The organism is Streptomyces griseorubiginosus, assembly GCF_036345115.1.
GTDB classification, from domain to species: domain Bacteria; phylum Actinomycetota; class Actinomycetes; order Streptomycetales; family Streptomycetaceae; genus Streptomyces; species Streptomyces griseorubiginosus_C.
The window spans coordinates 765,836-777,393 of the sequence record NZ_CP107766.1 but is presented as its reverse complement, the minus strand read 5'-3'; the positions used below and the strand labels follow the sequence as shown (position 1 = coordinate 777,393).

At 71.5% G+C, this 11,558-nt stretch carries 12 protein-coding genes; 11 read left to right on the top strand and 1 reads right to left on the bottom strand.

Going from position 1 to position 11,558, the window contains the following annotated elements; genetic code table 11:
* The first annotated feature begins 22 nt into the window (after nucleotides 1–22).
* The 6 genes from OHN19_RS03640 (at nucleotide 23) to OHN19_RS03615 (ending at nucleotide 4,861) form a co-directional block, all read left to right on the top strand.
* The gene (locus OHN19_RS03640) at nucleotides 23–892 is read left to right on the top strand and encodes an intradiol ring-cleavage dioxygenase (protein ID WP_330262707.1); all 870 of its coding nucleotides are present in this window, start codon (nucleotides 23–25) and stop codon (nucleotides 890–892) included.
* A complete protein-coding gene (locus OHN19_RS03635; protein WP_330262706.1) occupies nucleotides 889–1,956 on the top strand; it encodes a maleylacetate reductase in 1,068 nt (355 codons plus the stop codon). The genes OHN19_RS03640 and OHN19_RS03635 overlap by 4 nt, the downstream gene beginning before the upstream one ends.
* A gap of 43 nt (nucleotides 1,957–1,999) precedes the next feature.
* Nucleotides 2,000–2,914 carry a YceI family protein gene (locus OHN19_RS03630; RefSeq protein WP_330262705.1) on the top strand — a complete coding sequence of 305 codons (915 nt, stop codon included), beginning with the start codon at nucleotides 2,000–2,002 and terminating at the stop codon, nucleotides 2,912–2,914.
* Nucleotides 2,915–2,962: 48 nt separating this feature from the next.
* Nucleotides 2,963–3,382, top strand: a complete 420-nt coding sequence (locus tag OHN19_RS03625; protein WP_330262704.1) for a DUF3224 domain-containing protein — start codon at nucleotides 2,963–2,965, stop codon at nucleotides 3,380–3,382.
* A gap of 139 nt (nucleotides 3,383–3,521) precedes the next feature.
* Nucleotides 3,522–4,628, top strand: a complete 1,107-nt coding sequence (locus tag OHN19_RS03620; RefSeq protein WP_330262703.1) for an NAD(P)/FAD-dependent oxidoreductase — start codon at nucleotides 3,522–3,524, stop codon at nucleotides 4,626–4,628.
* Nucleotides 4,625–4,861, top strand: coding sequence for a hypothetical protein (locus OHN19_RS03615; protein WP_330262702.1), 237 nt, complete (start codon nucleotides 4,625–4,627; stop codon nucleotides 4,859–4,861). Before OHN19_RS03620 ends, OHN19_RS03615 begins: the two co-directional genes overlap by 4 nt.
* Before the next feature lie 482 nt (nucleotides 4,862–5,343).
* On the opposite strand, the gene OHN19_RS03610 is transcribed toward OHN19_RS03615, so the two are convergent.
* Nucleotides 5,344–6,021: a response regulator transcription factor gene (locus OHN19_RS03610; protein WP_330262701.1), complete on the bottom strand. Its 678-nt coding sequence runs from the start codon at nucleotides 6,019–6,021 to the stop codon at nucleotides 5,344–5,346.
* Nucleotides 6,022–6,264: 243 nt separating this feature from the next.
* Here OHN19_RS03610 and OHN19_RS03605 point away from each other — a divergent pair, with 243 nt between their 5' ends.
* The 5 genes from OHN19_RS03605 to OHN19_RS03585 all read left to right on the top strand — a co-directional run bounded on the left by OHN19_RS03605 (nucleotide 6,265) and on the right by OHN19_RS03585 (nucleotide 11,529).
* Complete coding sequence (locus tag OHN19_RS03605; protein ID WP_330262700.1) at nucleotides 6,265–7,116, top strand: hypothetical protein; 852 nt, start codon at nucleotides 6,265–6,267, stop codon at nucleotides 7,114–7,116.
* Between the two features lie 140 nt (nucleotides 7,117–7,256).
* The gene (locus OHN19_RS03600) at nucleotides 7,257–8,303 is read left to right on the top strand and encodes a LacI family DNA-binding transcriptional regulator (protein WP_330262699.1); all 1,047 of its coding nucleotides are present in this window, start codon (nucleotides 7,257–7,259) and stop codon (nucleotides 8,301–8,303) included.
* 120 nt (nucleotides 8,304–8,423) lie between these two features.
* Nucleotides 8,424–9,761, top strand: a complete 1,338-nt coding sequence (locus tag OHN19_RS03595; protein WP_330262698.1) for an ABC transporter substrate-binding protein — start codon at nucleotides 8,424–8,426, stop codon at nucleotides 9,759–9,761.
* 11 nt (nucleotides 9,762–9,772) lie between these two features.
* Nucleotides 9,773–10,714, top strand: coding sequence for a sugar ABC transporter permease (locus OHN19_RS03590; RefSeq protein WP_330262697.1), 942 nt, complete (start codon nucleotides 9,773–9,775; stop codon nucleotides 10,712–10,714).
* The gene (locus tag OHN19_RS03585; RefSeq protein ID WP_330262696.1) at nucleotides 10,711–11,529 is read left to right on the top strand and encodes a carbohydrate ABC transporter permease; all 819 of its coding nucleotides are present in this window, start codon (nucleotides 10,711–10,713) and stop codon (nucleotides 11,527–11,529) included. The genes OHN19_RS03590 and OHN19_RS03585 overlap by 4 nt, the downstream gene beginning before the upstream one ends.
* The last annotated feature ends 29 nt before the right edge of the window (nucleotides 11,530–11,558 follow it).

Sequence of the window (11,558 nt, the reverse complement as noted above, 5' to 3'; positions counted from 1 at the left end):
ACGTCGACGAGGAGGAGCCGGGATGACCACGGACGCGACCGGGGCCGGTGTCACCGAGGAGGCCGTCGCCGGCCTCCGGCGGACGGCCGACCCCCGCCTGCGCGAGCTGCTCACGGGCCTCATCGGCCATCTGCACGACTTCGTGCGCGAGAGCCGGCTCACCCAGCAGGAGTGGGAGCAGGCGATCGCCTTCCTGACGGCGACCGGACAGAAGTGCACCGACACCCGGCAGGAGTTCATCCTCCTCTCGGACGTCCTCGGCGTCTCCATGCTGGTCGAGACGATCAACGGCGACCGTGTGCAGGGCGCCACCGAGTCCACCGTGCTCGGCCCCTTCCACATGACCGAGTCGCCCGTGCGGGAACTCGGTGACGACATCGATCTGGTGGGCGGCGCCGAGCCCTGCGTGGTCAGCGGCCGGGTCCGCTCCGCGGACGGCACCCCGCTGCCCGGCGCGGTCCTCGACGTGTGGCAGGCCGACGACCAGGGCTTCTACGACGTCCAGCAGCCCGACGAACAGCCCGCGGGCAACGGCCGGGGACTGTTCACCGCCGACACCGAGGGCCGCTTCTGGTTCCGCACCTGTGTCCCGGCGCCCTACCCGATCCCCACCGACGGCCCGGTCGGCGACCTGCTCCGCGCGACCGGTCGACACCCCTACCGGCCCGCCCACATCCACTTCATCGTGAGCGCCGAGGGGCACGTCCCCGTCACCACGCACATCTTCGTCGCGGGCAGCGACTACCTCGACTCCGACGCCGTCTTCGCCGTGAAGCAGAGCCTGGTGCAGGACTTCGCCACGACCGACGACCCGGTTCTGGCCGCGGAGTTCGGCATGCCGAACCCGTTCCGGCACGCCCGCTTCGACCTGGTCCTGGAGCCCAACGCATGACGTACATGGGCGACTTCACCCATGAGAGCCGCCCCGGCCGGGTCGTCTTCCGGCCCGGCGCCGCCGTGACCGCCACCCCAGCCGAGGCCGAACACCTGGGCCTGCGGCGGCTGTTGGTGGTGTGCGGCAGCCGGGGCGAGTCCGTCGCACGGGCGGTCGCGGACGCACTCGGCGACCGCTGTGCCGGGCTGCACGCGGAGGCCCGGATGCACGTCCCCGTCGAGGACTCCGACCGGGCCGAGGCGGCGGCACGTGCGGTGGGCGCGGACGGGGTCGTCGCGGTCGGCGGCGGCTCCTCCATCGGCCTCGGCAAGGCGATCGCCCTGCGCACCGCACTGCCCCTGATCGCCGTGCCGTCGACCTACTCGGGCTCCGAGATGACCCCCGTCTGGGGCCTCACGGAGGCCGGGGTCAAGCGCACCGGCCGCGACCCGAAGGTCCAGCCCCGCAGTGTCGTCTACGACCCCGAGCTGACCCTCTCCCTGCCGGTGCCCTTGACCGTGACCAGCGGCGTCAACGCCCTCGCACACGCCGTCGAGGCCCTCTACGCCCCCGACACCTCCCCGCTGATCGCGCTGATGGCCGAGGAGGGCGTACGGGCGATGGCCGAGGCGCTCCCGCTGCTCGCCGCGCGGCCCGCTGACCTGGACGCGCGGGGCCGGGCCCTGTACGCGGCATGGCTGTGCGGGGCCTGCCTCGGCTCCACCACCATGGGCCTGCACCACAAGCTCTGCCACGTCCTCGGCGGCACCTTCGGCCTGCCGCACGCCGAGACCCACACGGTCGTCCTGCCGTACGCCCTCGCCTACAACGCCCCCGCCGTTCCCGGGGCGTTGTCCGTGCTGAGCCGGGCACTCGACGCCGACGACCCGTCACACGCCCTGTGGGACCTGGCCGGGCGCCTCGGCGCTCCGCGCTCCCTCGCCGAACTCGGCCTCGAGGAGACCGACGTGGCCGAGGCGGCCGCACAGGTGGCGGGGCAGCCGTACGCCAATCCGCGTCCCGTGACGACGGACGGCGTGCGGGCTGTGCTCCAGGCGGCCTTCGAGGGCCGCCGGCCGTGAGTCCCGCAGCAGAACAGCACGTCCCCTAAGAAAGGTGAACATCATGGCCCTCGCACTCCTCAGGCGCCGGCGGTCCAAGGCTGCCCTTGCCGAGGCGGCGGGCCTCTCCGTCCCCCTCCCGCAAGGCGCGGGCGCCGTGGCCCGTGAGATCGTCGACCCGATGGGCTCGCCCATGGGAGGCGCCGACGTCACCGTCACCGCCCTGGACACCCACCGCGTCGCGGCGCGCGGGACGACCGACCCCTACGGCTACTTCGTCGCCGTACTCCCGCCCGGCCGCTACAGCCTGCTGGCCGCGGCCGAGGGGCTCCAGCCGCACCGCGAGACCGTCGAGGTCGGGCCCACCGGGTCGGCACCCGCCGAGCGGGTCTGGCTCCAGCCCGCCCAGGCACTCCAACTGCCCACGCCCGGCGTCTGGTTGTTCGATCCGCCGCACACCGCGATCCGTTTCATCGCCAAGCACGTCGGCATGGCGCACGTGCACGGCCGCTTCGAGCGCTTCGAGGGCGGGATCCAGGTCGCGCAGGACATGTCCCAGTCCCGGGTCCAGGTCCGCATCGACGCCTCCAGCATCACCACCGGCAACACCACCCGCGACAACCACCTGCGCTCCGGCGACTTCCTCGACGTCGAACGCTTCCCGCACATCGACTTCGTCAGCACCCGCTTCGCCTACCGCGGCGGCAGCAAGTGGACCCTCCAGGGCACCCTGACCATGCACGGCGTGAGCCGCTCGGTCGCCCTGGACACCACCTATCTGGGCACGGTCAACGGCGGCTACGGCGAGGAACTGCGCTGCGCGGCCCTCGCCACGGCGGAACTCCACCGCGAGGACTACACCCTGAACTGGCGGTCCATGCTGGCCCGGGGCATCGCGGTCGTCGGCCCCACCGTCCAGCTGGAACTCGACGTCCAGGCCATGTACCGCACCCACGACACGCCGACCCCGCCCGAGTAGACGCGCAGGTCAGCGGGCATTGTCGGACCCGGTCGGTACCGTCAGCGCATGAGAGCCGACGGAACATTCAGCGTCAAAGCGTTCGTGCCGACCGAGCTGAAGCCGGAGCCGCCGGTCGTCACCGGGCTCCCGGTCGGCGTCGCGACGATCGAGAAGCACTTCGAGGGCGAGGTCGCCGGCCGTGCGGCGACCTTGTTCACCGCCGCCTACGACCAGGAGTCCGGCGTCGGCACCTATGTGGCCATGGAGTCCTTCGAGGGCTCCCTGCACGGCCGGTCCGGCGCCTTCAACTTCGTGCACTCGGCGACGACCTCCGGCAGCGACCGCAGCGCGGAGTTCTTCCACATCGTACCCGCCAGCGGCACCGGCGACCTGGCGGGCATCTCCGGCACCGGCGGCCTCGCGGTCGACGCCGACGGCACCCACCGCATCTGGCTGGAGTACGAGTTGGGCGCCGGGGACGCCTGAATCCGACAACTTCACGGAAAGCTCACAGGACCCGGCTGACACTTGAGGTTTCAAACGTTACGCTCGCCGTCATCCGAGTGCTCGGGGGAGCGGCTGGTCCGTCAAGGCACTCCTCCCCCCCACGGTTTCAGGAGACTCGGTGAGCGACGGCGACGTAGTGGTGATCGGTGGCGGATATGCGGGCGTCCGGCTCGCCAAACGGCTGGACCCCACGGCGCGGGTCACCCTGGTGGACCGCAAGGAGGTCTTCTTCCACCGCATCTCCTCCCTGCGCGCCGGTGTGCGCAGGGAGTGGACGGTGACCCCGTTCATCCCGTACGACCGGCTGCTGCGCCACGGCCGGGTCGTCGTCGGCAAGGCGGTCACCATCGACACCGCCGAACGGCGGGTGCTGCTGGCAGACGGGACGCGGCTGCCGTACGACGTGGTGGTGATCGCGACCGGCGCCGACTATCCGGCGCCGGCCCGGTTCGGCGGGACCACCACCGAGGAGGCGGTGAAGACCTTCAACGAGCACCAGCAGAAGATCGCTTTCGCCGAGCACATCCTCGTGGTCGGCGGCGGACCCTCGGGCGTCGAGCTCAGCGCCGAGATCCGGCTGGCCCGGCCGGACGTCCGGGTCACGCTCGCGCACTCCGGTCCCGCGCTGCTGAGCAACACCGGCAGCGAGCGGGCCGGACGCAGGGCGCTCGCCTGGCTGGAGGCCCACGACGTGGAGATCCGGCTGAACTCCTTCATGTCGCCGGGCAACGACTTCGGCACCTACCGCGAAGCCCACGGCGACGTCATCTCCGCCGACCTCTCCTTCTGGGCCACCGGCACCACGCCCAACACGCTCTGGCTGCGCCTCGCCGGACACGGCGACTGGCTGAACCCGTCCGGGCATGTGAAGGTCGACCGGGCGCTGCGGGCCGAGGGGCACCTGGACGTCTTCGCGGTCGGCGACGTCAACGACGCCAGCGAGCTGAAGATCACCCCGGCCGCGCTCGCCCAGGCCGACCTCGCCGCCTGGAACATCCGCGCCCACCTGAACAGTTCGGGCCGCCACCGCAAGGAGCCCCGCTTCTACCGACCCATCCACCGCACCCCACTGATCGTCCCCTTCGGCCCGGCCGACGGCGTGACGATGCTCCCGGTGCCGGGCGGCGAGACGGCGGTCCTCGGCGGCCGCACGACCACTTTGGCCAAGGCGAAGACGTTGATGACGCCGTACATGCGACGCCAACTCGGCTACACCGCCGCGTGATCGCTGCCGCTGACCTCGACGGCGGCCCCGAGTTTGGACCTTCCGACGCGGCGACCGTGAGCGGCATCGGGGTGTTCCGGTGTCTGGTGCTGCGGACCGGCATCGGGGTGTTCCAGGGTGTGGTGATGTGGAGCGGCCTCGGGGTGTTCGGGCGTGTGGTGCTGCGGACCGGCATCGGGGTGTTCCAGGGTGTGGTGCTGCGGACCGGCCTCGGGGCGTCCGGCGTGTGGTGATGCCGAGTCGCTCCGGGCTCCGGGCGTGCGGAGGCCGGGACCGGTATGCGGCTGGTTTCGGCGGGGGGTGGTGTGGGGGCGCGTGCGGGTCTTCCGGTGCGCGGAGGCGCCGACCCTGACCCGAGCTTCCCGGCCGCCGGTGCCGAACCGCCCATGCTTCCCGGCCGACGGCGATGCCGCCCGCCCCGAGCCTGTCGGCCGGTGGCGAGGCCGTGCGGCCCCAGGCGTCCCGGGGCGCGGCGGTGTCGGCCCGCCCCCTGACCTCCGGTACACGCCTGTGCCGGGCCACGCCCCAGCCCCCGGCGTGGTGGCGCTCGCCGGAGGCGGGTGAGTGGCGGGCGCGGGTGGCTGACCGGCCCGTCATGGCGCAGGTCAACGGCAACTGGCCAGGGGCGCGGGGAACTGCGCGACCAGCCACCACCTGCCCGCAGCCGCCCTGCGACCGGAACCGGCGGGCCCCGGCCCGCACGAGGCCGTGGCTCTCACGCGTGCAGCACGTGCTGGGCCGGTCGCACCAGGCCCGACTCGTAGGCGAAGACGACCGCCTGGACCCGGCCGCGGGCGCCGATCTTGGTGAGGATGTTGCTGACGTGGGACTTCACCGTGGTCGGCGCGATGGAGAGCCGGTCGGCGATCTCGGAGTTGGAGTCGCCGGAGGCGACCGCGGCGAGCACGTCGCGCTCGCGTCCCGTGAGGCTGCCCAGCCGGTTGCCCGGCGCCGGACCGTCCAGGGCCCGCTGGTTGCGGACGGCGTCGATGAGCGCGCGGGTCAGCCCGGGGGAGACGACGACGTCCCCGGCGGCCACGACCCGGACGGCCGCGACGAGTTCCTCCGCGGTGGCCCCCTCGGGCAGATGCCCGGCGGCCCCGGCGCGCAGGGCGGCGTAGGGCGAGGTGTCGTCGTCCGCGGTGAGCAGCAGGACGTGCGGCGCGGGCCCGTCCGGAGCATGGGCGATGCGGCGCACCGTCTCCGCGGTGTCCGCGTCGCCGCTACGGCTGTCCAGCAGGACGACGTCCGGCCGGAGCAGGGCGCTGAGCCGGACCGTCTCGGGCCCGGGTGCCGCCTCGCCGACCACGGTCAGATCGGGCTGCGACTCCAGGAGCATACGGAGGCCGACACGCTGAAGTGCCTGGCCGGTGGCGATGAGGATGCTGGTCATGGCGTGCGTGCTCCATCCTCGCCCAGCGGGCAATCGTGCTAAACGAAACCGTTTCGTTCTCGTGGGATCAGCGTAGCCCCGCGGCTATCGAAACGGGAGCGTATCGATTGTGGGGTGGCTCACATTCCGCTTCGGTTTACCCCCGCCCCGCCCCCGCCCGGCCACACGCGACATGGGGCAACCCGAACGCCCCCGGCGGCGACTCCCCAGTGAAATCCCACCCCCACGAAGGGAGTTCACTCCATGCGCACCCGTATCGTGCGTCTCGTCACCGTCCTCGCCACCCTGCTCGCGGCATTCGCCGGCCCCGCCGTCACCGCGACCCCCGCGCAGGCGGCGGACACCTGGAACCCGCCCGCGAACCTCGTACAGCCCCTGGGCGAGGTGTGGAACCACGTCGAGTCGACCTACGGCAACCTCTACGGCTTCCGCAACTACGGCTGGGACCAGGTCGTCGCGAACAAGGGCAGCGTCAACTACTGCGTCCGCTGGGAGTCCGACGCCCCCGTCAGCGCCGCCCTGCGCGACCAGGTCCACGCGGCGCTGAAGAAGCAGTTCGGCAAGTGGATGGCGGCCATGCTCGACAACGGCACCGGCACCAACGCCTGGCCCTACGCCACCGTCCCCGTCAATATCGTCGGCTGGGCGGTGAAGAACCGCTCCACCCTCCAGTGGACCGACAACTCGGTCGACATCTACGCCGGAAACCTCGACTCCGGCGGCGCCCCGCAGTGCGCCCCCGACTGCGGCCGCTTCTTCCACCAGGACGGCAACTACTCGAAGTGCCCCGGCGGCGTGGCCCGCCATTACGACCAGTCGCTCTGGCTCACCAAGGGCTTCCAGGGCGGCGCCGGCGGGGACTGGGGCCAGCGCGTCGGCCAGGAGTACTTCACCGGAGCCCTCGCCCAGGAGAACATCCACATCTATCTCCACGAGGTCGGCCACACCTTCGGCCTCGACGACTTCTACGACTGGACCCCCACCGGCCAGTGCTGCTTCCTCATGAACGCGGGCAGCGCGACCCAGATCACCGAGTTCGACAAGTGGATGCTGCGTGACTTCTGGCGCCACCTGAAGAGCCGGTACGGCTACTGATCCGTCGCGTACCGAACTTCCATCGCGTTAGAAGCATTGACGCGGTCCGGAGGAAGGTGTCACTGTCTTGACTACGTAGTCATCCAGCTGGGCGGCCCTGCCGAGACGTTGTATGACTACGTAGTCGACAAGGAGAGCAGATGACGACACCCGCCTCCCGCCGTCCTCGCCGCGGCCCCGGCATGACCGAGGTCGCGCGCGCCGCCGGTGTCTCCCAGAAGACCGTGTCTCGGGTCGTCAACGGCGAACCGCACGTCAGCCCGGAGGTGCGCGACCGCGTGCTCCGGGCCGTGGAGGAGCTGGGCTACCGCCCGAACAGCGCGGCGCGCGCCCTGCTCCTCGGCCGCTACCGACGGATCGGCGTGGTCTCGCTCGGCAGCGCGCTCTACGGCCCCGCCACCCTGCTCCTCGCCCTGGAGCGGGCCATGCACCGCAAGGGATACGCCTTCACCCTGGCCGGAACCCTGGAGGGACAGCCGGTCCAGGTCGCCGTGGAGGCGCTCCTGGAACAGGGCGTGGACGGCATCGTCCTGTCCGAGCCGATCGACGACGGCACACCCCTGCGCCTGAGCGCGGACGTGCCGGTGGTCAGCCTCGGCGAAGGCGTCGAGGTCGGCCACGGCAACAGCGCCGTCGTCGGCGCCGACGGGGTCGCGGCCGCCCGGACCGCCACCGAGCACCTGCTCTCCCTGGGACACCGCACCGTCTGGCACATCCCGGGACCGCACGACTGGTGGGCCGCCCGCGACCGCGCCCGCGGGTGGCGCGAGGCCCTCGCCGCCGCCGGTGCCCCCGAACCCCCGCTGCCGGTCGAGGGCGACTGGAGCCCCGCCTCCGGCTACACGGCCGGCCGTCAGCTCGCCCAACTCTCCGACGTCACCGCCGTGTTCGCCGCCAACGACGACATGGCGATCGGCGCGCTGCGGGCCTTCGCCGAGGCGGGCCGGTCCGTCCCCGGTGACGTCAGCGTCGTCGGCTTCGACGACATCCCCGCCGCCGCCTATCTCGCCCCGCCCCTGACCACCGTCCGCCAGGACTTCACCGCGGTCGCCGACCGGGCCGTCGACGTGCTCATCGCCATGATCGAGGACAGACCCGTCCCGGCCGAACACACGCCCACCGCAACCGAGTTGACCGTACGGGCCTCCAGCGGCCCGGTACGCGAACCCGCACCACCCCTTCGCTGAACCGTCGGCGCGACGGCCCGCGGCGCACCCCGCCACGGGCCCGCTCCGCCCTGCCCGCGCGTGCCGCCAGGGACGGCCGCACCCGCGCTCCCCGTAGCCGCACCACGTGAGGAGTCACGTGTGTTCCCCGCACCCCCGACCCGCCGCACCCTGCTGCGCGGCGCCCTCGGCCTGGGCACCGCCGCCGCCCTCACCGCCTGCGGCGCCGGCACCACCACCGTCCGCACCTCCGGAGACGTGACCCTGTCCCTGTGGACCCACGACCCCGGCTACGAGGCCTTCTTCCGCAAGGGCATCCCGGAGGCCGACCGGCTCACCGACTTCCGCTACCACCTCGACGTCACCCGCGCGGGACCCGCCGACCTCGTCACCAAGCTCCTCGCCCAGGCCGTCGCCGGCCGCGGCACCCCCGACACGATCGGCTTCGAGATCGGCAGCTTCCCCCGCATGCTGCGCGGCGACATCGCGCCCCGCCTGCTGCACGACCTCACCCCCGACATCGCCGGCGTCCCAGGCCTGAAGGACGACCTGCTGCCCGCCCGCCTCGCCCCCTACAGCAAGGACGGCGGCCTCTACGCCCTCGACTCCGACACCCCGATGGTCGTCTACTACTACCGCGACGACCTGTTCTCGAAGTGGAACCTCCCCACGGACACGGCCACTTGGGAGGAGTACGCCGAACTCGGCGCCCGCGTGCACCAGGACCACGGCGCCTCCCTCTGTGTCGTCTCCACGGTCGGCAGCGACGCCGGACAGGTCGTCCAGTCCTTCCAGATGCTGCTCTACCAGCGCGGCGGCGCCTTCTTCGACGCCGACGGAGAACTGGTCCTCGACTCACCGGAGGCCGAGGAGACCCTGCGGTTCCTGTGCGACGGGCTGCGCACCGGCTTCGTCATCGACATCTCCGACTACTACGGGGCGGCCATGCAGACCGCCCTGAAGACGAACAAGGTCGCGGGGCTGCCCATGGCGATCTGGTACAAGAACTACGGCCTGCTCCCCAACGTGCCCGAGCAGAAGGGGAGATGGCGGGTCCGGGGCCTGCCCCGGTTCACGAAGGGCGGCGGAGTGACCGCGGCCCTCGGCGGCACCGGATTCGGTGTCGTCAAGGACAAGGCCAACACCGAGGCCGCCGTCGACTTCCTGCTCAACACCTGGCTCACCCACGAAGGCCAGGTCCGCCGCTTCACCGAGACCGGCTATCTGCCCACCCGCCGCTCCGTGTACGAGGACCCGGCCCTCAACGCCACGAAGGACGACTTCTGCGGCGGCCAGCAACTCTTCAGGCTCTACCGGTCGTTGCTGCCCGACGTCCCCGCCTTCTACCAGAGCCCCGACCAGTCGATCCTCTTCGACGTCCTCGCGGGCAACCTCCTGCGCGCCTACCGCGGTGACGTCAGCCCACGCCAGGCGCTCAAGCAGACCGCGGCCGACTACCGCGACCAGGCCGGACGTTAGGAGGCCCCGCCATGACCACCGCCGTCGCGGGCCACGCCCGCACCACCGACCAACGCGCCGACGAGACCGGTACCGCCCGGCGCCCCCGCCGGTCCTGGGCGCCGTACCTCTTCATCTCGCCCTTCTACCTCCTCTACGTCCTGTTCATGCTGATCCCGATCGCGGTCTCGCTGTGGCTCAGCCTCACCGAATGGGTCGGTCTCGGCGCCCCGCACTGGGTCGGCCTGCGCAACTACCGCAACCTGTTCACCGACATCAGCTTCCACCGGGCCCTCGGCAACACGGCCGTCTTCGTGCTCGTCGCCGTCTGTGTCGTGGTCCCGCTCGCGCTGCTGATCGCGCAGGCCCTCAACGCCCGTGGCCTGCGCGCCCGGGACCTGTGGCGCACCGCCTACTTCGTGCCGATCGTCGTCTCCCCGATCCTGGTCGCGCTCATCTTCGGGCTGCTCTTCGACCGGCAGTTCGGCCTGCTCAACTCGATCCTGCGGGCGCTGTTCGGGACCGGCGGCGTCGACTGGCTCGGCGACCCGGGCCTCGCCAAGGTGAGTATCGCGCTGGTGATGCTGTGGCGCTGGACGGGCTACCTCACGGTGTTCTTCCTCGCCGGACTCCAGAACGTGCCCAAGGAGTTGTACGAGGCCGCCGCGCTCGACGGCGCCGGACGGCTGCGCACCTTCACCACCGTCACCCTCCCCGCCCTGAAGCCCGTGACCGCGTTCGTCGTCGTCACCTCCTTCATCGGCGCCGCCCAGATCTTCGAGGAGCCGTACCTCCTCACCGGCGGCGGACCGGCCGAATCCACGCTCTCGGTCACGATGTTCATCTACCGGGCCGCCTTCCAGCGCCAGCAGTTCGGCTACGCGGCCGCCGCGGCCGTCGTGCTGTTCGTGCTGGTCTTCGGCCTCAGCCAGCTCTTCAACCGGCTCCTCGGCATCGGGAGGGCGTCCGCATGATGCGCACCCGCATACCCCTGTACGGCACGCTCGTCCTGCTGCTCCTCGCCTTCCTCGCCCCGCTGCTGTGGGCGCTGAGCGGCTCGTTCAAGCCGCGCGGCGACATCTTCGCCTACCCGCCCCGGCTGCTGCCCGACCCGTTCACCCTCGACAACTACCAACGCCTGTTCTCCGGGCAGCCGTTCTGGCGCTGGTTCCTCATGAGCACGGTCGTCGCCCTCGTCGCCACCACGGTCTCCGTGTTTGTGTGCGCCCTCGCCGGCTACGGCTTCGCCAAGTTCCGCTTCGCCGGGAAGCGGCTGCTGTTCGGCGTGATGTTCAGCTCGTTGTCGGTGCCGTTCGCGGTGATCCTGGTCCCGCTGTTCGTGATCCTCGTCAAGACCGGCCTCGGCAGCCCGTGGTTCGCGCTCATCGTGCCGTGGGTGGCACCCGCGTTCGGGATCTTCATGATGCAGCAGTACATCGTGCAGTCCGTCCCGGACTCCGTCCTGGAGGCCGCCCGCATCGACGGGGCGAGCGAGTTCGGCATCTTCCGCACCATCGTGCTGCCCCTGCTGCGGCCCTCGCTCGGCGCCCTCGCCGTCTGGCAGTTCCTCCAGAGCTACAACAGCTTCCTGTGGCCGCTGGTGCTGGTCTCCGACAGCTCCCAGTACACGCTGCCGCTCGGCCTCCAGACTCTCTTCGTCTCCGAGCAACGGCAGTACGACCTGGTGCTCGCCGGAGCCGTCATCGCCGTGGTTCCCGCGGTCGCCCTCTTCGTGGTCCTGCGCAAGCAGCTCCTCGAAGGACTGTCCACGGGGGCCGTCAAGGGCTGACGGGTTCCCAAGACCGACTCAACCACCGT